This is a genomic window from Mucilaginibacter aureus (assembly GCF_053514885.1).
Window position 1 is genome coordinate 2,125,453 of the sequence record NZ_CP170601.1, and the last position, 23,837, is coordinate 2,149,289.

Annotated in this window: 26 protein-coding genes; 14 read left to right on the forward strand and 12 right to left on the reverse strand. The window is 43.9% G+C overall.

The genetic code is table 11. The annotated features are described in order from the left end of the window. Nucleotides 1-31 precede the first annotated feature (31 nt). Nucleotides 32-928 carry a helix-turn-helix domain-containing protein gene (locus ACFGVR_RS08950; protein WP_448702467.1) on the forward strand — a complete coding sequence of 299 codons (897 nt, stop codon included), beginning with the start codon at nt 32-34 and terminating at the stop codon, nt 926-928. On the opposite strand, the gene ACFGVR_RS08955 is transcribed toward ACFGVR_RS08950, so the two are convergent. Beyond that, nucleotides 921-1,901, reverse strand: a complete 981-nt coding sequence (locus ACFGVR_RS08955) for a GlxA family transcriptional regulator (RefSeq protein ID WP_448702468.1) — start codon at nt 1,899-1,901, stop codon at nt 921-923. The two genes, ACFGVR_RS08950 and ACFGVR_RS08955, sit on opposite strands and share 8 nt — an antisense overlap. A 113-nt stretch (nt 1,902-2,014) precedes the next feature. Here ACFGVR_RS08955 and ACFGVR_RS08960 point away from each other — a divergent pair, with 113 nt between their 5' ends. From ACFGVR_RS08960 to ACFGVR_RS08980, 5 genes are all read left to right on the forward strand, one after another. Then, a complete protein-coding gene (locus ACFGVR_RS08960) occupies nt 2,015-2,416 on the forward strand; it encodes a transcriptional regulator (RefSeq protein WP_448702469.1) in 402 nt (133 codons plus the stop codon). Nucleotides 2,417-2,482: 66 nt separating this feature from the next. Continuing rightward, nucleotides 2,483-2,860 carry a DoxX family protein gene (locus tag ACFGVR_RS08965; RefSeq protein ID WP_448702470.1) on the forward strand — a complete coding sequence of 126 codons (378 nt, stop codon included), beginning with the start codon at nt 2,483-2,485 and terminating at the stop codon, nt 2,858-2,860. Between the two features lie 53 nt (nt 2,861-2,913). Continuing rightward, nucleotides 2,914-3,441, forward strand: a complete 528-nt coding sequence (locus ACFGVR_RS08970) for an SRPBCC family protein (RefSeq protein WP_448702471.1) — start codon at nt 2,914-2,916, stop codon at nt 3,439-3,441. Nucleotides 3,442-3,472: 31 nt separating this feature from the next. Then, complete coding sequence (locus ACFGVR_RS08975; protein WP_448702472.1) at nt 3,473-3,904, forward strand: VOC family protein; 432 nt, start codon at nt 3,473-3,475, stop codon at nt 3,902-3,904. An 18-nt stretch (nt 3,905-3,922) separates the two neighbouring features. Next, complete coding sequence (locus ACFGVR_RS08980; protein ID WP_448702473.1) at nt 3,923-4,132, forward strand: hypothetical protein; 210 nt, start codon at nt 3,923-3,925, stop codon at nt 4,130-4,132. A 3-nt stretch (nt 4,133-4,135) separates the two neighbouring features. On the opposite strand, the gene ACFGVR_RS08985 is transcribed toward ACFGVR_RS08980, so the two are convergent. The 3 genes from ACFGVR_RS08985 to ACFGVR_RS08995 all read right to left on the reverse strand — a co-directional run bounded on the left by ACFGVR_RS08985 (nt 4,136) and on the right by ACFGVR_RS08995 (nt 7,666). Further along, on the reverse strand, nt 4,136-4,927 hold the full coding sequence (locus tag ACFGVR_RS08985; protein ID WP_448702474.1) for a bestrophin-like domain: 792 nt from the start codon (nt 4,925-4,927) through the stop codon (nt 4,136-4,138). 174 nt (nt 4,928-5,101) lie between these two features. Beyond that, a complete protein-coding gene (locus ACFGVR_RS08990) occupies nt 5,102-5,560 on the reverse strand; it encodes a thioredoxin family protein (RefSeq protein ID WP_448702475.1) in 459 nt (152 codons plus the stop codon). 147 nt (nt 5,561-5,707) lie between these two features. After that, nucleotides 5,708-7,666 carry a DUF6600 domain-containing protein gene (locus ACFGVR_RS08995; protein WP_448702476.1) on the reverse strand — a complete coding sequence of 653 codons (1,959 nt, stop codon included), beginning with the start codon at nt 7,664-7,666 and terminating at the stop codon, nt 5,708-5,710. A 202-nt stretch (nt 7,667-7,868) separates the two neighbouring features. Here ACFGVR_RS08995 and ACFGVR_RS09000 point away from each other — a divergent pair, with 202 nt between their 5' ends. The 3 genes from ACFGVR_RS09000 to ACFGVR_RS09010 all read left to right on the forward strand — a co-directional run bounded on the left by ACFGVR_RS09000 (nt 7,869) and on the right by ACFGVR_RS09010 (nt 9,899). After that, entirely contained in the window at nt 7,869-8,831 is a 963-nt protein-coding gene (locus ACFGVR_RS09000) for an isopenicillin N synthase family dioxygenase (RefSeq protein WP_448702477.1), read from the forward strand. A gap of 175 nt (nt 8,832-9,006) precedes the next feature. After that, nucleotides 9,007-9,318, forward strand: a complete 312-nt coding sequence (locus ACFGVR_RS09005) for a phosphoribosylpyrophosphate synthetase (protein WP_448702478.1) — start codon at nt 9,007-9,009, stop codon at nt 9,316-9,318. A gap of 8 nt (nt 9,319-9,326) precedes the next feature. Next, nucleotides 9,327-9,899 (forward strand): hypothetical protein, encoded by a 573-nt coding sequence (locus ACFGVR_RS09010; protein WP_448702479.1) that lies wholly within the window; start codon nt 9,327-9,329, stop codon nt 9,897-9,899. On the opposite strand, the gene ACFGVR_RS09015 is transcribed toward ACFGVR_RS09010, so the two are convergent. Together ACFGVR_RS09015 and ACFGVR_RS09020 are read right to left on the reverse strand one after the other, a co-directional pair. Further along, nucleotides 9,900-10,862: an AAA family ATPase gene (locus ACFGVR_RS09015; RefSeq protein WP_448702480.1), complete on the reverse strand. Its 963-nt coding sequence runs from the start codon at nt 10,860-10,862 to the stop codon at nt 9,900-9,902. It abuts the gene before it with no gap. A gap of 16 nt (nt 10,863-10,878) precedes the next feature. Continuing rightward, nucleotides 10,879-12,252, reverse strand: a complete 1,374-nt coding sequence (locus ACFGVR_RS09020) for a peptidylprolyl isomerase (RefSeq protein ID WP_448702481.1) — start codon at nt 12,250-12,252, stop codon at nt 10,879-10,881. A 181-nt stretch (nt 12,253-12,433) separates the two neighbouring features. On the opposite strand from ACFGVR_RS09020, the gene ACFGVR_RS09025 reads away from it, so the two are divergent. Continuing rightward, complete coding sequence (locus tag ACFGVR_RS09025) at nt 12,434-13,081, forward strand: hypothetical protein (RefSeq protein WP_448702482.1); 648 nt, start codon at nt 12,434-12,436, stop codon at nt 13,079-13,081. A 1-nt stretch (nt 13,082) separates the two neighbouring features. Beyond that, nucleotides 13,083-13,664, forward strand: a complete 582-nt coding sequence (gene rdgB / locus ACFGVR_RS09030) for an RdgB/HAM1 family non-canonical purine NTP pyrophosphatase (RefSeq protein ID WP_448702483.1) — start codon at nt 13,083-13,085, stop codon at nt 13,662-13,664. Between the two features lie 82 nt (nt 13,665-13,746). On the opposite strand, the gene cydB is transcribed toward rdgB, so the two are convergent. Both cydB and ACFGVR_RS09040 read right to left on the reverse strand, forming a co-directional pair. Beyond that, nucleotides 13,747-14,781: a cytochrome d ubiquinol oxidase subunit II gene (gene cydB, locus ACFGVR_RS09035; RefSeq protein ID WP_448702484.1), complete on the reverse strand. Its 1,035-nt coding sequence runs from the start codon at nt 14,779-14,781 to the stop codon at nt 13,747-13,749. Nucleotides 14,782-14,832: 51 nt separating this feature from the next. Then, complete coding sequence (locus ACFGVR_RS09040) at nt 14,833-16,206, reverse strand: cytochrome ubiquinol oxidase subunit I (protein ID WP_448702485.1); 1,374 nt, start codon at nt 16,204-16,206, stop codon at nt 14,833-14,835. A 170-nt stretch (nt 16,207-16,376) separates the two neighbouring features. On the opposite strand from ACFGVR_RS09040, the gene ACFGVR_RS09045 reads away from it, so the two are divergent. Beyond that, nucleotides 16,377-16,850, forward strand: a complete 474-nt coding sequence (locus ACFGVR_RS09045) for a hypothetical protein (protein ID WP_448702486.1) — start codon at nt 16,377-16,379, stop codon at nt 16,848-16,850. Here the strand turns inward: ACFGVR_RS09045 and ACFGVR_RS09050 are convergent. Both ACFGVR_RS09050 and ACFGVR_RS09055 read right to left on the reverse strand, forming a co-directional pair. Beyond that, nucleotides 16,843-17,184, reverse strand: coding sequence for a cupin domain-containing protein (locus tag ACFGVR_RS09050; protein WP_448702487.1), 342 nt, complete (start codon nt 17,182-17,184; stop codon nt 16,843-16,845). The genes ACFGVR_RS09045 and ACFGVR_RS09050 overlap by 8 nt on opposite strands. Beyond that, nucleotides 17,181-19,499 carry an OstA-like protein gene (locus ACFGVR_RS09055; protein ID WP_448702488.1) on the reverse strand — a complete coding sequence of 773 codons (2,319 nt, stop codon included), beginning with the start codon at nt 19,497-19,499 and terminating at the stop codon, nt 17,181-17,183. Before ACFGVR_RS09055 ends, ACFGVR_RS09050 begins: the two co-directional genes overlap by 4 nt. 53 nt (nt 19,500-19,552) lie before the next feature. On the opposite strand from ACFGVR_RS09055, the gene tilS reads away from it, so the two are divergent. Together tilS and ACFGVR_RS09065 are read left to right on the forward strand one after the other, a co-directional pair. Beyond that, nucleotides 19,553-20,893: a tRNA lysidine(34) synthetase TilS gene (gene tilS, locus ACFGVR_RS09060; protein WP_448702489.1), complete on the forward strand. Its 1,341-nt coding sequence runs from the start codon at nt 19,553-19,555 to the stop codon at nt 20,891-20,893. Further along, on the forward strand, nt 20,890-21,372 hold the full coding sequence (locus ACFGVR_RS09065) for a hypothetical protein (RefSeq protein ID WP_448702490.1): 483 nt from the start codon (nt 20,890-20,892) through the stop codon (nt 21,370-21,372). The genes tilS and ACFGVR_RS09065 overlap by 4 nt, the downstream gene beginning before the upstream one ends. A 6-nt stretch (nt 21,373-21,378) precedes the next feature. On the opposite strand, the gene ACFGVR_RS09070 is transcribed toward ACFGVR_RS09065, so the two are convergent. Next, nucleotides 21,379-22,239 (reverse strand): DUF4440 domain-containing protein, encoded by an 861-nt coding sequence (locus ACFGVR_RS09070; RefSeq protein ID WP_448702491.1) that lies wholly within the window; start codon nt 22,237-22,239, stop codon nt 21,379-21,381. Nucleotides 22,240-22,347: 108 nt separating this feature from the next. Then, nucleotides 22,348-23,808 carry a cysteine--tRNA ligase gene (cysS, locus tag ACFGVR_RS09075; protein WP_448702492.1) on the reverse strand — a complete coding sequence of 487 codons (1,461 nt, stop codon included), beginning with the start codon at nt 23,806-23,808 and terminating at the stop codon, nt 22,348-22,350. Nucleotides 23,809-23,837: the final 29 nt, after the last annotated feature.

Below are 23,837 nucleotides of genomic sequence, written 5' to 3' on the forward strand. Positions count from 1 at the left end.
AAAAACGACGAAAAACGATAAAATAGACATTATGACTATTAATGGCGAACATTCAAAAAAAATAAAAGAGGGCTTTGTTGGCCAGCGAATGATCGTTCTGCCACCGGATATTATTAAAAAAGTGGTGAAAAATTCTCTTACCCAACGACTGTATTTAACAGCCATCGGTTATTACCCACATGCCTGCTTTCACGATAGGGAACGCAAACACGGCAGCAGCCAATACATATTTCTATACTGTACCGAAGGCAAAGGCAATATCGAAATCTCCGGTAAAAACATTGAGCTGGTACCCAATACTTACTTCATCATTCCAAAGAATACAGCGCATCATTATAAAAGCTCAGCAAGTGCGCCATGGAGTATTTACTGGGTGCATTTTATTGGTGAACATGCCGACGCGCTTTATCGCCGTTATCTCGAAAAACGGCAGCAGAATAATTTTCTCCCTTATGATGAGCGCAAGATCAATGCCTTTAACGAAGTATTTGATTTATTAGAAAGCAGCTTTGATATTCATACGCTCGAGATACTGAACATCCGTTTACTTGATTTTATCTCATCGTTTATTTATCAAAAAGATATCGACCCGGGTTTAAACGACAACGACATCATAGGCAACTCCATCAGGTTTATGAAAAACCATATCAACGGCTCTTTTACTATCGATGATTTTGCCCGGCAACAAAAGCTTTCCGTATCGCATTATTCCCGGCTGTTTTATCAAAAGGCCGGTAGTTCACCAGTGAGGTATTTTAACCAGTTAAAAATACAACGCTCATGTCAAATGTTGTACTTTACCAACCGCAGCATTAAAGAGATCTGCGTTGAACTTGGCTTTACCGACCCATACTATTTTTCGCGCCTGTTTAAAAAGTTAATGGGTATTTCGCCGGCCAAATATAAAACCCAGCATAAAGCTAACTAACCACCGGCTCACGCTGGTATTTATTGCGGTACTCCACCGGCGATAAACCGGTTATTTTTTTAAAGGTACTACGAAATGCCTTGGTATCGGTATAGCCCACGTTGTACATTACCTCGTTCACGTTTTCACGTGACGATTCCAGGTTCATTTTAGCAGCTTCAATTTTTACGCGTTGTATATATTCAACTACCGTGTTCGATGTCGCTTTTTTAAACCGGCGCTCCAAATTCCGGCGGCCAAGCGCCAGCATATCGGCCAGCTGATCAACGGTTATCCTTTCTTTAAAGTTACCTTCAATATATTCCTGCGCTTGTTTAATGTGTTCGTCCTCATGATCTTTTTGCCCCATAAACATCACAAATTGCGACTGGCTTTTACGCGCATATTCTATCTGGAAAGCTTTTGAACAAAATATGGCTATCTCGCGCCCGGCATACTTTTCGATGAGATATAAGATCAAATTAAGGTATGAGAACGCACCGCCGCTCGAATAGATCCCATTTTCATCGGTAATGATCTTATCCTCAACCAGCGTCACCGCCGGAAACATTCGCCTGAAATCGTTAGCGACTATCCAGTGCGTAGCGGCTTTACGCCCGTTTAACAAACCGGTTGAAGCCAGCAGGAAAGCACCGATACATAAACTGGCAACTTCGGCGCCACCTTTATATTGGCTTACTATCCAGGGCACAAACTCTTCATTCTCCTTCAATAGTTTTACCATATCGCCGTCGATAGCCGGGATGATAACCAGGTCGGTTTTCTTAACATCAGCCACCAGTTCATCAGCGTAAACCGTGTACCGGCCACCCGCAACGAGCGTTTCTTTACTCAGGCCAACCAGCTTCACCTGGAATAAGGCCGGTTTGCCCATGCTGTTCACAAATTTGTTAACTTCGGTAAAAACCTGGCGCGGGCCCTCAATACTGCCCAGTATAGCTCCCTTTGGAACCAGTATGGATATATGTTTCATAGTGGTAAAATTAGGTAAACGGTTTGTCGCAATCAACCCCTCTATTTGCTGTATTTACACCCCTTGCAATTCAAATATCGACGCTACATTTGTTATATCAAAATCAATAAGCAATGGAAACCAATAATTTAGATCATAACATTAAAGTTTTTTGCGTTACCGCCGATTCATTTCCAAATGGTATTGAGGCTGCTTATAATAAGCTCTATGCCGTGGCTGGCCAGGAAGGCAGAACTATTTACGGCTTGTCAAAACCCGAGAAAGGCGTGATAGTTTACAAAGCCGCTGTAGCGGAAAACTTTGACGGCGAGGCCGAGCAATCAGGCCTGGAAACTTTGATCATCCCGAAAGGTGAATATGCTGCGGAAACTATACACGACTGGCGTAACAACATGCAAAAATTCAGCCCCGTATTTATGACTTTGCTGGATAACCCTCGCCTTGATCGCAACAGCTGGTGCATTGAATGGTACAAAAACGACGACGAAGTTGTATGCATGGTAAAACTGCAATAACACTCCATATTTTTTTAACTTTAAATATCAGGAAACCAAAACATAAACTATAAAAACCTTACAATCATGAGCACAGAAAAAAAAGTTACAAAAACAACCAGGATCATTTACTGGGTTACAACGGTCCTCATAGCCTTACCGCAACTGGGCGGCGCATTCATGATCAACAGCGACATGTCCAAACAAATGTCTGCGCATTTGGGGTTACCATATTGGTTAATGGTAGAAGCTTCTATAGGCAACACCATAGGCGCGTTGATATTGATCATTCCGATGTGGAAATGGTTGAAGGACTGGGCATACGTGGCGTTCGGTATAACATTTATTTCGGCGTTGATCGCGCACATCGTAGTTGATGGCTTTGGCAGCGAAGCTATACAAGCAATAATTTTCTTTGCCGTGCTGTTTACCTCATATATTTATTACCACAAGATCAATGATTAATTTAATCATCGATAAAAACTATAAATTTTAAACTTTATATAAATTTTAATTATATGATCATTGTAGTCATTATATTAGCCATTATTGCTATCCCTTTTATAATAGCAATATTTAAACCTGAGGAATACACTATCGAACGTGAAATAGTGATCGATAAGCCTAAAAGCGAAGTTTTCAATTACGTTAAACTCCTGAAAAATCAGGATTATTACAGCAAATGGGTAATGACCGATCCCGGTATGAAAAAAACCTTTACCGGCACCGATGGTACGGTTGGTTTTATTTATGCATGGGATAGCGAAAATAAACAGGCGGGCAAAGGCGAACAGGAGATCATTAAACTATCCGGCGAAGACCGCGCCGATATGGAGGTACGTTTTGAAAGACCCTTTAAGGGCCTGGCACATCCAAGCGTGGTAACCGAAGCTTTATCGACAACACAAACTAAAGTACATTGGATATTTAAAGGTACCTGTACCTACATGATGCGGGTGATGCACATTGTACTTAATTTAAAAAAAGTGCTGGGTAAAGATATGCAAACAAGTCTCACTACTTTAAAAGGCATCCTCGAAAAATAAAACCAATAAGTATTTATTAAACTATACAACAATGGCAATAATTAATCCCTATTTAAACTTTTCGGGCAATACCGAAGAAGCTTTTAATTTTTACAGGTCGGTATTTGGCGGCGAGTTCCAGGTGATGATGCGCTTTAAAAATATGCCCGACGGGCAGAATCTATCGGCCGAAGACGGCGAAAAACTCATGCACATATCATTGCCTATCAGCAAAACCAATGTACTGATGGGTACCGATGTGTTGGGCTCAATGGGGCAAAGCCTTACCGTAGGCAACAACTTTGCTTTAAGCGTACATACAGCAAGCGAGGCCGAAACCGAAAAGATCTTTAACGGCCTTAGTGAGGGCGGGCAGGTAACCATGCCCCTGCAAAAAACCTTTTGGAGCGCCTTGTTCGGTATGCTCACCGATAAATTTGGCACACAATGGATGATAAGCTTTGATAATAACGAGCAGGAATAATTTTAATTTTGAACGGGAATGGTTGAAGTTTTTAAAACAGATGTTAAGTGGCGAAAGCAGGCAAAAATGCTTCATGCTGTTTTGTCTCAGCAATTCCCGTTCATCCAGATCAATTTCGATCTGGATGATTGCGACCGTATACTGCGCATCGAGGGTAACGACTTTTGCCCTTTTAAAGTGATCGAACTGTTAAACCTCAACGGGCACCAGTGCCTGGTTTTGATCTGATATTTAGTGGTCTGTATCCTCGCTCAGGGTGATCACATCTTTATAACCGGAAGGTTCAATGCGTATCTTTCCGGTAAACGGATGATCCACCAAAATAATAATATACATCACCATCCCGATAAAAATGCCAAGCATGGCGGTCACTGTCATGTGCAGGCGCATGCTTTCCACATCGATCATCAATGCCGATAGCAGCAGGATAAAAGCCCCTATCAGTAAGGGGATCCATATTTCCAGGCTTATTGCCGAGTCGGCATCCAATCGCCGCAAACTGCGGTAGGTAGCCAAATCATTTAACTGGCTAAACATTTCGGATACACGCATATTGTTGGCATGTAGTTTTTGCATGTTGGCGTATACAGCACTAAAATACCACCTCCCGGTGTCGCCCGTGGGTTCAAGTCGCTCCATGGCGGGGTATTCTTTTTTAATGACGTGATTTACATAGGTTATATAACTCTTTATTAAATTAGTTCTGGCCTTAACATCGCTGCTGTCGCCGTAATACCTCATATCGCAATACAACCCTTTTGCCAGGCTGCCTTCCCGGTCGGCGTTATTGTGCGCCTCTTTCATCGAATCCCAAACAAAAAACACCACAAAACCTAATAACAAGCCGTAAAAACCGCCCAGTATGGCAAAGGTGTACCCAACCGCTTCGTTATGCGCCCGCTTGTACTTTACTTTAATATACTTTCTGAATAAATAAACGCCGGCAACGCCGGTACCGCCAAATACGATGGTAATGATCACCAATAACAAAAATGGCGGCAGATGAAGCAAATAATACATCATTGTGATAAGGTTTAGTGTTGGTTTTGGTCAGTTAAATATATAAAAAACACTTATCAAAATAGTATATGTCCGTTGTTTTTAGTGAGTTAAATAAAATTTTATTGATATACCTCGTGCCGTGCTAACAGGTTATGTTATATTGAAGCGAATACCTTATTGGATGATCAACGGGTGCTATTTTTTTGCCAGGCCTTGTTTGCCGAATTTAAGCAACTCGTCGGCTTTGATATAGCCAACCGTGCCTAACACCGCTTTACCCTGCGGATTAAAGATAATAAGGGTAGGATAGGCTTCCAAACGCCATTGCTGGGCCAGCTGCGGGCCAACGCCTTTTTCCATATCGATAGAAATATTAATAAAATTTTGATTGAAGAACGCGGCCACTTTGGCATCCTTAAATGTGGTGGTTTTTAACATTTTGCAAGGGCCGCACCAGGTAGCATAAGCATCAACAAAAATGTATTTATGCTGTGCTGCGGCTTGTTTTAACGCTTCGCTCCAGGCATCCTCAATAAAATGGATCTCGGTAGTGGCCTTTTTTGCAGCAGGTTTATCCTTGCTCATCCCTGTTAAAGGAACAACCAGGCAGAAGATAATATATAGTGCGGTACGGAGGCTTTTAATGTTTTTCATAAAACTAATATAGGGAATGTTCTGATATAACCACAGCAAAGTCATTGTGTACAATAACTTTGCGGATCGTTGCGTATCCTCCCGGAATATTCTATCAATGCTCAGATAATAAAAAGGCTCCCCGGTTAGTATCGGGAAGCCTGAATATTATGGTTGCGGCGGTTTCTGATCCTTATTTGGCTCAGGTCTTGGCGGGCGCTCCCTGTGCTGCTGTTGTTGAGGTGGCTGCTGCTGTTGTTGCTGTTGTTGTTGAGGTGGCTTTTGTTGCTGTTGCTGGCGCTGTTGTTCTTGTTGTTGGCGCTGTTGCTGAGCCTGCTGCTGCCTTTGCTGTTCGGCTTGTTGCTGCTGCTGGCGTTGCTGATCTGCCTGTTGCTGACGGGCTTGCTGCTGTCTTTGCTGTTCAGCTTGTTGCTGTTGTTGGCGTTGTTGGTCTGCCTGTTGCTGACGGGCTTGCTGCTGCCTTTGCTGTTCAGCTTGCTGCTGCTGCTGGCGTTGTTGCTCCATCTGTTGCTGACGTTGCTGTTGAGCAGCTTGTTGTTGTTGGCGTTGCTGATCAGCCTGCTGTTGACGGGCCTGCTGCTGTCTTTGCTGTTCAGCTTGTTGCTGTTGCTGACGTTGCTGCTCCACCTGTTGCTGACGTTGTTGATCTGCCTGTTGTTGACGGGCTTGCTGCTGCCTTTGCTGCTCAGCTTGTTGCTGTTGCTGCCTTTGCTGCTCCACCTGTTGCTGTTGTTGATCAGCTTGTTGCTGATGCGGCTGGCGTTGCGGCTCACGTTGTTGCCTTTGTTGCTCCTGTTGTTGCTGGCGCTGCTGATCGTTTTGCTGCTGCGCAGGTGGCATCACCGCAGGCCGGTTTTGTGGCTGTTGCTGATGTTGTTGGCGTTGCTGTTCACGCTGTTGTCTTTGTTGGTCATTTTGTTGTTGCGCAGGCGGAGTTACCACAGGTTGGTTTTGTGGTTGTTGTTGCGTAGGCGCATTAGCCGGGTTATTGTTATGGTTGCCGCGGTTAGGACGGTTTCCGTTTTGCTGATCAGGATTTACAGACGGTGCCTGTTTGTTTGGCGGTACGCCTACCGGACTTGGATTGGTAATAGTAGGCGCGGGCATATTGGGGCTACCGGTATTACCCTGGTTAGGTCTGTTCATCCGCGGGTTATCACGGTTAACCCTAACAATGTTGCTTTGCTGCTGTTGCGGCTCCGGGTTACGTGCCACTTGCGCCAGTTTTGCTGCATTATCACGGTTAACGGTAGCGCCAACATTTCTGTCGCGGTGCGCAATACCGGCGTTAGGGTTGGCATTTTTATAAGCCATGGCATTGACTACAGTAGCCGGGCGAGGCCTGTCGGCACCATTGTTTGCCGGGCGTATAACGGTCGGCCTGAAAATGTTTACAGTGTTATTTCTGATCACCGGTTTACGATCATTACTGTTGTTAATATTATACACCCGTACCGGTTCGTGCGAGTAACGGCGGATCTCATCGGGCCTCGGGCCGCTTACATACCTTACATTATTGTTAACGTAGGTATTATTGATGATGGTGGTTTGTTGTATCACGTTAACAATACGCGGGCGCGGCACGTAATAACGGGTAATGTACGGGCTGCAAATGTAGGCCTGTGGTGCGCAAACCCAGTAATCATCAGGCACATTATAGCCGCTGCCAAATGATATGCTGATACTGATACGTGGCCCCAGCGGTGCCCAGGCATAATAACCACCACCATGGCGCCAGTTAACCCATGCAGGTCCCCATTCGTAACCAGGTACCCATTCCCAGCCATAATAATCATCATAGCGCCAGCGGCCGTAGTGGAAGGTTGCCCATCCCCATGGATAATCGCTCACCCAGGTATTGCCATAAGGCGTTAAAACCCAGTGGCCGCTTGTGGCGTATGGCCTAAAGCCCTGGTCGGCATCAGGTACCCAAACATCGCCGTATTCAGGGTCTTCAACCCAGGTTCCGTAGGGTTGTAATTCATCATAAAATGTTTGGTATGATACACTATAGCCAGGCTGTGCCTGTGTTTGGGAGGGCCGTATTATCAGGAGGGCAAATACCAAACCCAATAGGGCGGGTATTTTATTTATAATCCGTTTCATAGTATTTTAGGGTTATCTCTTTGGTAGTTCGACTAAACAGAATGGGTAACGTTTATTGTAAAAAAATGTTTAGCATGAAAGTTACATTAAAACTATATTAATATTTTGTTTGCTAAATAATGTGTAAAACAAAATATGCGCCAAAATTTGTTGGTTACGTATAAAATTCCATAAATTGTACCTTTACATCTAAATTAAAGTTATGAGTACAGTAAACATTCCACGTCTTGACCTTAACGATTGGGTTAAAGGTTCGGCTGAGCAGCGTAAAAAATTCTCGGATGATCTGGGCAAAGCATTTAACGAAACAGGCTTTGTTACCATTACTAATCACGGTTTAAGCAAACAACAGATAGACGAATTGTATAAACAGGTAAAAGCAGTTTTTGCCCTGCCCGAAGAGGTTAAATTACGCTACGAGATACCCGAACTGGCAGGGCAGCGTGGTTATACCAGCAAAGGAAAAGAAACCGCGAAAGGTTTTAAGGTGCCCGATTTGAAAGAGTTTTGGCAAATAGGACAAACCGTCGCCGATGGCGACCCTGTTAAGGATGAATATCCCGAAAATGTACAGGTAAAAGAGCTGCCCGATTTTTATCCTATCACATCGGGTATTTACAAAAGTTTGGAAGCCTCAGGCGCGCAGATACTGAAAGCCATTGCGGTTTATTTGGGTTTACCCGAAAACTATTTCGACGCTAAGATCCATAACGGTAACTCTATTTTACGTGGATTACACTATTTCCCTATCCTTGATCCGGATGCCTTACCACCCGACGCGGTAAGAGCAGGCGCACATGAGGATATCAACCTGATCACGTTACTGATCGGCGCCAGCGCCGATGGCCTTGAAGTATTGACCCGTGATGGTTCATGGTATGCGGTTAAGGCCGAAGGCGAAGATATTGTGGTAAACGTAGGCGATATGCTGCAGCGTTTAACCAATGGTAAACTGAAATCGACCACACACCGTGTGGTGAACCCGCCGCGCGAACTGATGGGATTTTCACGTTATTCAGTTCCGTTCTTTTTGCACCCGCGTTCTGAAATGGATCTGACCAGCTTACCATCAACCATTGATGCCGAACACCCTAAAGCATACAGCGACATTACCGCAGGCGAATACCTGGATGAGCGCTTACGCGAAATAGGACTGAAAAAATAATGTGCATATCAGCAGAGGCTGATTTATTTTGAATGTGCAGATGTGTAAATACTGACGCTATCCAACAGGATAGCTAATTATTCATCTGCACATTTTCATATCTGCACATTTGTACATTGTTAAAACAAATGCAGGGCTTTTTTATTTATGTTATATCAACCCAAACATCATTGTTATGAATGCCGACCAATACAATTACGCAACCGTTACCCAGGCTTTAGCCGATCTGAAAGCACGCGGCTATGTAGATGAATTTGATTATAAGGACGATTACCTGATTTGCGATAGCAAAGGCGTGCAGTTTAACCCGCTCGAATTAAAAATTACCGAAGTGTACCGTTTTGAAGGTGCAAGCGATCCCGAAGATAGTTCGGTAGTATACGCCATCGAAAGTGCATCTGGATTAAAAGGGCTGATCATCGATGCTTATGGCATGTATGCCGATGAAAAGAAAAGCGCCTTTATCAATAGCCTTAAAATGTCCTGATTGATACCATGGGACTCGACATTCACCTCGCGACAGAAGCTCCCGAAGATATATTAAATAGCCCCGACTATTACGACCTGTATTTTCATAAACACTCGCTTAGCCGAACCTTTTGCTGGTTTATGAGCCGGCGAGATGTAATAGAAAGCGGTGAACCGGAACTGGACCAGATCGGAAAGTTAACTAAGGTTGATGTTTTGCCGTTGTACGATATGAACGACTATCCGGAGCCTGAGGGAATGGAATTTTTTTTGAGTGTAGCCCGCAACGACGATGAAAGAAAAGCTGTGTTAGATCGGGCTGAAGCCAATAGGGTAAAACTCGAAGGAAACATTGATAAAATAGACGTTTTGATCAATACATTTATAAATAGATTAGGCGGTATTAACGATCTTCCGCGGCAGCTTGCGGCCACAGAACATGATACACTAAATAATGAGGTGTATTTTTCGGATTTTACCGAAGATAAGGGCGATGGATTTATCGGTAACAATTTCGGTCAGGATCTCAGAAACTTCCGAAATTATTTAGAATACGCCAAAAGCAAAGGTAAGACTACGGTTTACTTCCGTTACGGTTGATCAAAACAGTTTCTCGATCAACTGATCTGCACTGATGCCCTCGGCCTCAGCCTGGTAGCTGCGCACAATACGGTGGCGCAATATGGCTTTGGCAACTGCCTGCACATCCTCAATATCAGGCGAGTACTTTCCGGAAATTACCGCATGGCATTTAGCGCCCAATACCAAAAACTGCGATGCCCTTGGCCCTGCGCCCCAGCTTAACAGGCGGTTTACATCGGCTGTAGCCGTTTCGGTATTCGGGCGGGTTTTGGCGGCAAGCTTAACTGCATATTCCAATACATGGTCGGTAATCGGGATATTGCGCACCAGTTGCTGAAAGTAAACGATCTGTTTGGCGTTCAATACCTTTTTTACATCGTTTACCGATGCACCGGTAGTGTTTTTAACCACCTGTATCTCTTCGGCCAGGGTTGGGTAATGTAAGGTTACATTAAACATAAACCTGTCGAGTTGTGCTTCGGGCAGGGGATAGGTACCTTCCTGTTCGATAGGATTTTGCGTGGCTAAAACAAAAAACGGTTGCTCAAGGTGATGAGTTACCCCTGCTGCCGTAACCGATTTTTCCTGCATGGCTTCCAGTAAAGCTGCCTGGGTTTTTGGCGGTGTACGGTTGATCTCATCCGCTAAGATGATATTGGCAAATACCGGGCCGCGGATAAATTTAAAATGCCTGTCTTCGCCCAATATTTCCGATCCGATAATGTCCGAAGGCATCAGGTCGGGTGTAAACTGGATGCGGTTAAAACTCAGGTCGAGCACCTTTGATACGGTTTGCACCAGTAAGGTTTTTGCCAAACCCGGCACACCAACCAACAGGCAATGCCCGTTGCTAAAAACAGATATCAACACCGATTTTACAACATCGTCCTGACCAATAATTACTTTGCCTATTTCGGCGCGTATTTCCTGGTAGGCTGCTTTTAGGGCATCGGCCGCTTCAACGTCGTTTTGGTATTGCATAGGTTTTACGGTTGTTTTACTTTGCAGCCGGGGCGCTTGCGGTTACTGTCCATGTTTTTAACTGCGGGCAGGTTTGAAACCCAGGGTCGATACGTACATAAGTATCTTTACGCCTTTTTTCAAACCATTCGCTCACTACGCGGTTCACTTTATCCTGGTAGGCCAGTTCTTTCAGTCGCGGAAAATCCTGAGCCAGATTAGCTTTATGCGCATCGGTTTTTGAGCGCAGGTATAATATTTTATAGTCTTTTTTACCATCCTGTGCGGTAAAGAAAGCCGGTTTTGATATTTCGCCAACTTTTAAAGTATCAACTATCAAAGCCACTTGCGGGTCAAGTTTATCAGTGGGGATCAGTGTCGAACGGCTTTGAACATTTTCGGCATTCAGCATCATACCGCCATTATACTTGGTGTCTTTGTCATCGCTGTAAAAGCCTGCCGCTGCCGAAAAGTCGATGTTTTTATTATGGATCATCAAATTGTAAATACTGTCGGCTTTTGTTTTCGCGCGGCTAATGCTTGTTTGGGTTAGCTCCGGGCGGATCAATATGTGGCGCACGTGCACCTGCTCGCCGCGGCGCTCAATTACCTGTAAAAAGTGAAAGCCAAAATCGGTTTCAAAAACCGGCGATATTTCGCCCGCTTTCAACTTAAATGCCATAGCGGCAAATTCTTTTACATAACCCGAACGATCCGCAAAACCCAGGTCACCACCATCAGGAGCCGAACCCGGATCCTGCGAGTATAAACGTGCAAGGTTACCAAAATCCTCACCTTTTCTAACACGGGCCAGTAACTCTTCGGCTTTGGTACGGTAAGCTTGCTTCTCTTCGCTGGTTAGTTTGGGTATAAAAGATATCTCGCCTACTTCAACCTCTTTATTGTACGATGGTAAGCTGTCTTTTGGGATAGAGTTGTAAAACTTTTTAACGTCGTAAGGGGTAACGTTAACCTTTTCGGTTATTTTCTGACGCATCTTTTCGGCTATCATCTGCTCCTTTTGCTCGGGGCGCATTTCATCTTTGTACTGGATGATGGAACGACCTAAAAATTGTTCCAGACGATCCTGCCCGCCGGCACGTTGTATCATGCTGCGCATACGGCGGTCAACCTCGTTATCAACATCATCATCCGTAACGGTAACACTATCAATAACAGCCTGTTGTGCCAGTAGTTTTTGAGTAAGCAATTGTTGTAAAACGTAGCATTTAATGCCCGGGTTTGGCGGGTTGCCCTGCGCAAGATAAGTAGCGTATTGGCTTTCAATGTCCGATTGTAAAATAATGCCGCTGCCAACAACTGCAGCAATTTTATCTAAGGTTTTATATTGAGCTTTAACAAACGTTAGTGTAGTAAATAAAATAAAAAGGGTTAACCCAAACTTTCTCATGTATCTCTTTGCTTATAAATTATATATCACCAGTTTAAAAACTAATGAGGCCCCGAATTTCGGAAAATAAATTGAGTTTGATTGTAAAATTATCTTCTCAATGTAAACCATTTAGCCTGGCACTGCGAATATGCTGATTAAGGTATGAACAATTTGCCTATTTTTGGTTAAAATTTGTTAAATGATCATCGAGAACCCGGCTGCACTGCAGTTTATTTTGACCGAACAGATCTACCTCAGCAAGAACGATATCGGTAACCTTGTCGTACCGTTGCCTGTTGTGGCTGTAGCGGATGAACCTGTAGTTGTTGATGCGCGGCCTGCTATCGAAGCATCCGAAATTAAAGTTGAGCCTGTTGCAGCCGAAGCACCTGTAGCACAGTCGACCGCACCAGCTAATGAAACAGCTGTAGTTTCAGAACCCGAACCTGCAACACAAACACCTGTTTCAGGCTTTAATTATTGGGGTAAAAACGGGAAAGCGTTTTTAATAGTTTGCCATTACCCGGGCCTGGAAGGCATGGACGAAAAGCACCTGGCTGCGCTAACCAATACCCTGCAGCGTAAAGAATTGAGTTTAGATGACGTGGCGATCATTAACCTGGCGCAACATAGTGGTGCAACGGCGAAGCAGATCCATGCTTTCTTTAAGCCTTCGCGCTTGCTGATCCTGGGCAGTGAGGGTATTTTACCGGGTTGGGACACTTTGGTATTTAACCAGTTGTTGGAAAAAAATGATTTCAAAGCATTGTACACCGACAGCTTTACCGATATGCTGGCGGACCGTGAAAAAGCTAAAGCCTTTTGGGAACAAATGAAACAACTGTAATATGCCGCAGCAATTAGTTTTTGCTACCAATAATGCCCATAAAATTGAGGAGGTTGCCGCCAAAATTGGCCATCAGTTTGATATACTGAGTTTGGACGCTATTGGCTTTACCGATGATATTGCCGAAACGGGCACAACGTTCCATGCCAACGCTTCCATCAAAAGCCAAACTATCTACAACAAATTTAAGCTCAATTGCTTTGGCGATGACAGCGGATTGGAAATAACCGCTTTGAACGGCGAACCCGGGGTATACTCCGCACGCTACGCCGGTGAGCATGGCAACCATGATGCGAATATTGATAAAGTGCTTGAAAACCTCAAAGACAAAACCGACCGCCGTGCAAGGTTCATCACCGTAATATCGTTAATACTAAACGGCGAAGAGCATTTTTTTGAAGGAACGGTTGAAGGCACCATCCGCCACGAACGCTCCGGAGCAAAAGGCTTTGGTTACGACCCTATCTTTCAACCCGATGGCTACAACATCACCTTTGCCGAAATGACGATGGATGAAAAGAATAACATTAGTCATCGTGCAAGGGCGCTGGAGAAAATGGTAGAATTTTTGAAGGAGCTGTAAAAAAGAAATCGTCTGCTTCGTTACTGGTCTACAGCAGAAGATTTCTCCCGCTGGTCGAAATGACAACGTTCTTAATATTTTCTTAATAACTCATCTCATCTAAACTCACCTTACCCTTAAAGGTAATAAACACAAAAGTGGTATAAGCCACAACCAGCGGTACACCGATAGCTGCCACAGTAAGCATAATCCCCAATGTTTTTTGGGATGAACAAGCATTGTAAACCGTTAAATTATAAGCCGGCGACCGCGTGGATACCAGCATATTGGGATAAAGCTCAATAGCAACCAATACCATCAGCAAACTAATGGTAACCGCCGACGAGATAAACGCGTACAGGTATTTACGTTTAGTGATCTGCCGGGTGATGTTAGCCACAGCCAAAACCATCATCACCGGGATAATGAATAATTCCGGAAAGCGGCGGATAACGATAGCCATATTAGGCAGGTACAACAAGGTATAAAATGAGGTGAGCAAAATCATCATTACAAAAAAGATAGTAGTGTTTTTTACAATAATGGTGAGCTTGGTGTACAGGCGGTTCTCGGTTTTCATTACCAGGTAAATGGCGCCGTGCATCATTAACAGCGCAATGGTAGTAACCCCGGTAAGCATCGCATATGGATTAAAAAAATCCAGAAAGCTGCCGCGGAAAACATGATCGGGTCCCATGTTAATGCCCTGGGTTACGTTACCTAAAATCACGCCCAGTAAAAAAGCGATCAACGTACTCGAAGCGCAATAGCTAAAATCCCACATGCGCCGCCACCATTGCATAGGTTCTTTACTCCTGAATTCGATAGAGATAGCCCTGAAAATGATCCCCATCAAAAACAACATGAACGGGATATAAAAGGCAGATAACAGCGAGGCATACACTTCGGGGAAACCGGCAAACAAAGCGCCGCCGCCAATCACTATCCAAACCTCATTGCCATCCCAAACCGGACCTATGGCGTTTAACGCGATACGGCGACTTTCCTCTTTATTTAAAAACAAGTGCACCATGCCTGCGCCCAGGTCAAAACCATCTAAAATAATATAGCCCGTAAATACGGCGCCTATCAGTAAAAACCACCAGGTGGGATAATCGATGCCAAAAAGTGTTGCCATAGTTATATTTTAACTTTAGCGATGGGTTTCGAACCCATCGCTAATTGTATGTTATACTAAAGAATCTGCCATTTCAATATGCCGCGGACTATGATCCAGGTTCTCCTCATCAAACGGCCCGTGTTTTATCTTTTTGTTCAACAGGTAAATAAACAAGGTGAACAGCACCAGGTATACCCAGGTAAACAAGATCAATGAAAATACAATATGCCCTGCCGTTACTGCCTGCGATAATGCGTTAGAAGTGCGCAGTAAACCATACACCACCCAGGGCTGCCGGCCAACTTCGGCACTGTACCAGCCAACCTGGTTAGCTATCTGCGGAAGTAATACCGAAAAAGAAAAGATGACCATCAACCAATGCTTGTTGAACAGCTTACCGCGCCACCATAAAAAGCAGGCGTACAGGGTAAGCACAATTAAAAACATACCGATGGCGATCATTAAATGATAGGTCTGGAAAACAAAGTTTACCGCTTTGGGCCTGTCTTCGGGTTTAAAGTTGTTAAGGCCTGTAACTGGTGCTTTAAAATCGCCATGGGTTACAAAACTTAAGCCGCCGGGAATATAAAAGCCATGCGTTTCATTTTTCTTTTGGTCAACATAACCAAACAGGTACAGATCGCCGGGTTTTGAGCCATCGTAATGGCCCTCTAAAGCAGCTAACTTAGCAGGCTGGTATTTGGCCACCACATCTGCCGATTTATGTCCAACCCACAATTGCGCTACTGCGGATAAGGTTGCAACCACCAAAGCAATTTTAAATGCCGATTGCGCAAACTCCACATAACGTTTACGGCGCAGGTAATACGCACTGATACTCAATACCAAAAACGCGCCCGACAAAAACGAACCCAGCCAAACGTGTGTTAAACGTTCTACCGATGAAGGATTGAACACCATAGCCCAAAAGTCGGTGATCTGCGCGCGGGCATGCATACCCGTGCCTACAATATGATAACCCGCAGGTGTTTGTTGCCACGAGTTGGCCACCACTATCCATACCGCCGAAAACATACTGCCCAGTGTAACCATTACCGTAGCAAAAAAGTGTACCGATGGACGAACCTTGTTCCAGCCAAACAACAGCACACCTAAAAAACCCGATTCTAATGCGAAAGCGAAGATTCCTTCGGCTGCTAAAGCGCTCCCAAAAACATCGCCCACATACCTGGAGTATACCGCCCAGTTGGTGCCAAACTCAAACTCCATTACAATGCCGGTAGCTACACCTATGCCAAATATCAGCGCGAAGATGCGAATGAAGAACCGTGTCATTTGTTCGTATAACTTTTTACCGGTTTTTAGGTAAAGACCCTCCATCACACACATCACCAGGCCAAGCCCGATGCTTAACGGCGGGTAGATGTAGTGGAACGCGATGGTAAAGGCAAACTGTATGCGGGCTAAAATTTCAACATCCATAAACAATTCATTTTGAGTGGGTACCCGGCAAATATCGGCAATACATTAGCCCATATAATGTTAGCACAACATTTATTTGCAATTTAGAAAAAATATGAATTGTAACTGGTATGTTACTATTAAAATAAAAATGAGTATAGGATTAAGTCAATAAAAGATACCTTAGGGATATGAACTGGGTTATCAGATACAGTGATAAAATAAAATTTCATACTCATTTGCATGAGGTACTTGCCCCCTTAAGGGAAGAGATCAAAGATTATAATTGGATAATTACCGATGTTGAGACAGGACCATATCCGGAAGGCTTTCTGATCAACAGGGAAGACGAATGCTTTATTCTATCGCCAGCGCAATTTGATCAAGTGCTTAATGCAGACGTTCAATTTTATTGGGGAATGATATTGGGTGTGCCTAAAGTATTTGATATTGTTGTCGACAATGCTAATCTGCCTTTTGTCGAAGGAAGGTTGATCTGGAAAAATGGTAATATCCAATATCCGGAAGCCGAATTGGAAATTGTTTGTTTCGATAGTAGTTACACGATTGTGAAATTCGCAAATGAAGAATTGTCAAAAAAATTCCACGACCACTTTCCTGAAGCCGTGGAATTAGAAAAATTCTCTGCTAAATTCACTAAATAAAATCCTCACGCATCGGTGCAAAGGCATCAACCAAAGTACCGGCTTCCAGGCAAACCACACCGTGTATTACATTGGGGGCAACGTAAAAGCCATCGCCGTCTTTTATAATACGTTTTTCATCGCCTATGGTGGCTTCAAAAGCGCCGCCCCTTACATAGGTTACCTGCGTATGCGGATGGCTGTGCAGCGTACCAATGGCACCTTTTTCAAATTTGGCCTTTACCAGCATGATCTGGTCGTTATAACCATATACCTGGCGTTGTATGCCATTCTTCTGATCTTCCCATTCAATTTCATTTTCAATTTGAAATACGTTGCTCGCTGGCTTGCTCATTGTTTTTTTAGTTTAGAAGTATCGGGTTTTGATGTATTGATCTTTAAAGCCGGTTTAAGTAAAACCTTTGGTAAAGTGTCGGTCTTTGTTTTTAGCGAATCGGTTTTAGGCCGGGTTACAGTTGGCGGTTGAGGTGTACCGGCGGATGGTTTAACCGCTGGTTTTTTCGTGGGGGCACCCTTTTTATCAGTCGGTTTTTTACTGTCCTCTTTAACTACCGGTGGCGGGTTGATCACCGATTCTTTTGATACCGGCCTGTCCTTAGGCTTCCATAAAAAGCCCTTCAATATCTTATCATCCTCTTTTAGCTTACTTAAGGGCGTATCTTTGTGCACTACATCGCTGTACCAGGTTACTACATCGCCTTTAGGGACAAAGTTTACTTTAATACGGCTGCTTACACTTTTGTGCACCTGGTTAATTTTTACGCTGTCGCGATCATAATAAAGTGTCTGTGCGTTGCCATCTACGTATACTACGTCGATCTTGTTATCTTTAAAAAAGCCACGCATCTTTCGCCCGGCAACCTGGTTAAAGTGGGTTGAATCCTTTTTGTCGACATTGACAATGAACGCCGAAGAGAACATTTCAATATTATCCACCTTTTTATTTTTCATCTGCAGATTGACCGTATCTCCCGACATTTGAGAACCATTGGACCAGATCATGGGGTTTACATACATCCGCGCTATCGAATCGGCATAGGTAAAGAATATCGAATCGGCCACAGCCTGCAGGTCAGATTTAAAGATCCGGGCATGATGCGCAGCCACCAGTATCCGTACCCGCGCGGTATCACTCAGGTTAACTTTACGTGTCATGTACACCGAATCGAGCCCGGGATTTTTTGGCGCAAGTTTTAACTTTGCGGCCTTTATGGCTTTCGCTTTTTGCGATGTATCAACCGCTGCCACCTTTTTTGGGAAGTAGTTAGGGTGCAGATAATCCTTGTTGTTAAAGTAATGCGGCTCATCCAGTGTTAAAACCTTTGGTTGTTTGGTATACACAACCGATACTGTTGCCTTAACGGTACTATCTTTTAACCCGGCAAGCCGGCGGCTTTCCTGCAGGTATCGTAACTGCTGGTAAGTAATGATCTGTGTTTCTATCGTATCACCCGATAAGTAAATAGAATCGCGCTTAACCTTTGACGAATCCTTTTTCAACAGCGCGGGCGACCGCAGGTCAAGCGGTTTAAGTTCGGTGTTAGCGGCTTTTGTAATCAGGCCTTTTTTGCCGTTTTTATTAGGTTTGGCTACCGGTGGTTTAGCCTTAACAAGGGCAACCGAATCGATTTTTACGGGTGGTTTGATCTTAACAATACCTGTATCCTGTTTTACAGGCATGGTATTTAATACGCCCTTACCGGTATTTGCAGTGAGTGCTTTATTTTTGATCGCCGATGTATCCTTTTTTACCGAATCTTCGGTAACCAACACAACATACGGGTGTACGGACATTACCATGCGTTCATCATCTTTGGTATAAACACCCAGGCCACCCTTAATGATCACCCTTTGCTCCTTATCGGTAAATACCACATGTTTTGATGCACGGCCATAACCCTTTAACCTGTCATAAAATAAGCTGTCGCCGGTTAGGGTTTTGGTGCCTTTTTTATAAAGGTTCTTCTTACCAAAAAAAGCCTGTTCGGTTTGGGTGTTATAAGTGCCGTTTTCGGTATACAGGGTGTCTTTATCCTTGCCGTAAATATTGGTGGGGCCATAAAAATAGGCAATGCGTGAGCCCGAGTTATACCGCAGCGTATCAGTTTTAATAATGGCGTCGGTTGTAGTTAAAACTACATCGTACCTAAAATAAGCATCGCGCGAGTTGGCAAAGTAATACCCGTTTTTACTGATCAGCGTATTGTCTTTATTCACCAGCTTGCCGCCGCCGGTATAGGTGCCGTAGCGCGTACCGGTGTTATAAGTAAAAAAGTTGGTGGTTAGCGTTGCATCCTTATCAACCATTTTTACGTGGTCGGTCAGTATGGCCTGTTTGGTGTTGCCGTTGTAATTTAACTTATCCGAAAATACATGCAAAGTGTCGCCCTGGGTAATAACAACATGGCCAAAGGCATCCAATGCATTGTCTTGCTGGTAAAGATACGCGCTATCCGAACGGAACGTAGAATTGTCTTGCTGAAATACGCCCTGGTAAACTTTGGTAATGGTTTTACCATCCAAGGTTATGGTATGGGTCGTCGTCGACTTGATGAGCTGAACGATGGTGGGCTTTCCGTTCGACCTGTTTTGAGCCACGGCCACACATCCCATCAGCAAAAGTAAAAGACTAAAAACGTATTTATTCACAGGTGCAAAATTAGTTTTTTGGTTGGGGTAATTAAATTAAATAATTTTACCAAATGTTGCCTGTACAGCGTTTGCAAAATTTTATTGATCAGCACCACCTTTTTACCCCAAAAAGCAGGTTGCTGGTAGCTGTAAGCGGTGGCCGCGATTCGGTTTTGCTTACCCATTTATTAAAACAGGCCGGTTTTGATTTTGGTGTTGCACATTGTAATTTTCAATTGCGGGGCAGCGAGTCAGTAGCCGAACAGGATTTTACTGCTGCATTGGCCAAAAAGCTCGATATACCATTTTACACCATCAATTTTGATACCGCAATTTATGCCGCAGAGCGCAACATCTCCATCCAGATGGCTGCCCGCGAGCTGCGTTATCAGTGGTTTGAAGAGATCCGTCACAGTTTTAATTACGATTACATTGCTGTAGCGCACCATCAAAACGATTCGGTTGAAACTATATTGCTCAATTTAACCCGGGGTACGGGTATTGCAGGTATGCACGGTATCTTACCAAAAAACGGCTTAATTGTAAGGCCCATGTTGTTTTTAAGCCGCGATGAAGTGGATGACATTGTAGCTAAAGAAAATCTGACTTATATAGAAGACAGCTCAAATGCATCGGTGAAATATGCCCGTAACAAGCTGCGCCACCAGGTAATACCGGTGCTTAAAGAATTAAACCCCAAACTGGAGCAAACTTTTGAACGTAATATGCAGCGCTTTCGCGAGATGGAGGAGCTGCTAAAACTGCAAACCCAAAAGCTGCGTGCCGAACTATTTGTTGAATACGCCGGTGACATCCAGATATCAATAGAAGCGGTAAAAAACCTGCATCCGCGGCGGTTGTTGTTATACGAACTGTTAAGCGGTTACAGCTTTGCCGAATCGGTGATCGATAATATCATTGCCTCGCTGGATAAACATTCGGGGCGCACGTTCGAGTCGTCGGGATATTTATTGGTGCTTGACAGGGATAAACTGATCCTCACTAAACATAAGGCCGCAAATGCCGAAATTGTATTGATAGCGCAAAATATCCACGAGATTAGGTATAATGAATATAAGCTGACCTTGTTGCACGATGATTCGCCGCTTATCATTCGCGATAACCCGATGGCAACTTCAATTGATGCTGATTTACTGGTTTACCCCTTAACGTTGCGCAACTGGGCCGAAGGCGATTATTTTTACCCGTTGGGGATGGCAGGGCGTAAAAAATTAAGCGATTTTTTTGTGAACGAAAAAGTACCGCTGCACGTAAAAGATACTATACCTGTATTAGTTAATGGCAACGGTGATATCATATGGATCGGCGGTTACCGTACCGACGACAGATATAAAGTAAGCGCAGACACCAAAAAAGTTACTATCTTCGAACTGTACAAGCTGAATTTATGAGCGATAAACCCACTTTTATGGAAAAGCAGTACCTGGGCCGCGAATGGATCCCCATTAGCATTCGCCTGGTGATGGCTATTTTTTGCTTTGTGATCTACTTTTTTACCGGCGAACGTGAAAGCAACAGCGACCTTTTACTGGTTGTTGGCTTCGCGATACTGATCATTTCGGCAATTATGGGTTTTTTGCTGCACTTCCGTACCCGGGTGCAAAATAAAAGTGTAATGCTTGATGGCTTATGGACAACCCGCCTGGTTAAAATTGATCTGAACAGTATTGTAAAAGTTGAAAAAGGAACTTATAGCCGTTATTTTTTTAACAATCCCGTTTATAATCTGCATAAAAGAGGCACCATCCGTTTTTTTACATCCGGTAATGATGCCATCCATTTAACCGACCGGGATGGGCTTGAATATATTATCGGTTCGCAACGTGCAAACGAACTGGAAAGGGCGATACTTGAAGAGCAAAAAAAGTAATATTTGTTACTTTTCTATTGCCGAGAACACCTCAAGCAAAATATTCCATTTGTCCTGGCTATATTCCCAAATACGTACGTAGTTGTAATCGGCGGTAACGGTCCCCTTTTTTATCTGGGCTTTACCATAGCTATATCCCAGGTCTTTACTATCGGCACGGCCCACGTTTGTGGTTTCGGCAATAATCGAAATAGCTTCGTTGCTTATAAACTTCAAAACCTTGTCGCGGCCAACCATTGGTTCAAAACCAGGAAAGTAAAAGCGCCCCTCCGGACTTAAAAACTCTTTATAAGTAGCTATCGTTGATATATTGAGCGATTGATTAACAACTTTATCGGTATACAATATCAATTTTTTGCCGGCAAATGGGTCGGTGCTTGGCGGCGAAACCTTGCTCAGGTCGGGTTCTTTAAAATCAACCAGTTCAGGTTGCTCAGGCTCGGGGTGTTGTATGCCTAAGTCTATTAGCAGTTTCAGTTTAGTATCTGTTGAGCTCTTGTGCCAAACCGATACGTAATGTCCGTATACTTTATCAGTATCGCTTGCGCCGTTTTGGTAAATATAGGGCCCTGCGCTAAAGGCCAGATCGCCATTGGCTGATATGCGGGCAAATTTTGGCTCCCAGCTTAAGTTGCCCGGCTGCTTATCAATATTGGTATAAAAATCTTTGGCGTTTACCGGCTTTGGCCTGAATACAATACCATCATCATCTAAAAATGCTAAAAAACCTTCTTTTATCCCTTTTTTGGCAACGGCTTTATTAAACGCCTGTTCGGCATCAACCACGTTTTTAACTTCGGTTTTTTGAGCGAAAACTGTTCCGCAAAACAGGGCGATCAGGGCAGTTGTGGCAATAATTTTTTTCATAGATAATAATGACCGGGTTTGAAGGTAGTATAACGTAATTAGGTTAAAGCTGTTTTAATTATGCGTATTATAACGTTGCGAATTTATTTTTATGATTTGTTTACCAACTCATATTTTGGTCCAGGTAGTTCCTTCTTTGCTGTCTTTAAGCTGAAAACCAATTTCCTGTAATCCTATCCTTATTTTATCAGATGTGGCATAGTCCTGGCTTTTTTTAGCTTCGCCGCGCAAATTAATAATAAAATCGAGCACTTTTGGTAATTCGTCATTATCCGCCGCCTCGCTTTTCAGGCCAAGCACATTTACCAAAAACGTATCCATCAGTGTTTTTAAGGCTTCCAGGTTGTGTTCATCGATCCTGGTTTTACCATCGTGCACCGAGTTAATGATCCTTGAACACTCAAACAGTTCGGCAATTAAAACCGGGCTGTTAAAATCATCATTCATGGCGGCGTAGCAGTTATTTGATATCGACTGGATATCCACCTCGCTTTGTGCGGATGCCTTTAATCCCGGTAACAGGTCAAATGCGTTCATTAAACGTTTAAAGCCTTTTTCTGATGCTTCCATAGCGTCGTTCGAAAAATCGAGCGTGCTGCGGTAATGTGTTTGCAGCATAAAGAAGCGCACCGTCATGGGGCTATAGGGCTTATTCAATATATCATTGTTACCACTAAATAACTCTTCGGGCAAAAAGCTGTTACCTAACGATTTTGACATTTTTGTGCCATTAACCGTAAGCATATTGGTATGTAGCCAATAAGTAGCCGGGTTTTTACCGCAGGCGGCAACATTTTGAGCTATCTCGTTAGTGTGGTGCGTAGGCACCAGGTCGATCCCGCCGCCATGAATATCAAAGTGCTGACCCAGGTATTTGTTGCTCATAGCCGAGCACTCCAGATGCCATCCGGGGAAACCTACACCCCAGGGTGACGGCCATTTCATCAGGTGTTCGGGTTTAGCCTTTATCCAGAGGGCAAAATCGAGCTTGCCGTGTTTTTCATCCTGGCCGCCAAGGCTGCGGGTATTGTTCAGCAGATCTTCGAGGTTACGGCCATTAAGGGTACCGTAATCCTGGGTTTTGTTATATTTTTCTACATCAAAATAAACCGATCCGTCAACCTCGTACGCATAACCCTGTTGCATAATTACTTTCACCAGCTCTATCTGCTCAATAATATGCCCCGTTGCCGATGGTTCGATACTTGGCGGCAGTGTATTGAGTATCCGCATCACATCATGAAAACCGACAGTGTATTTCTGTACAATTTCCATCGGCTCCACCTGGGCCAGTTTTGCTTTCTTCGATATTTTATCTTCACCCTCGTCGGCATCGCCTTCCAGGTGGCCGGCATCGGTAATATTACGCACATAGCGCACCTTGTACCCCAGCAGGGTAAGGTAACGGAATATCAGATCGAATGAGATATAAGTACGACAGTTGCCTAAGTGGGCATCACTATAAACAGTGGGCCCGCAAACATACATGCCCACATGCGGGGCATTAAGGGCTTTAAATTCTTCTTTCTTTCGGCTAAGGGTGTTGTAAACAAACAACTTTTGTTTCATGCGGCAAACTTACGGATTTTGTTATTGGT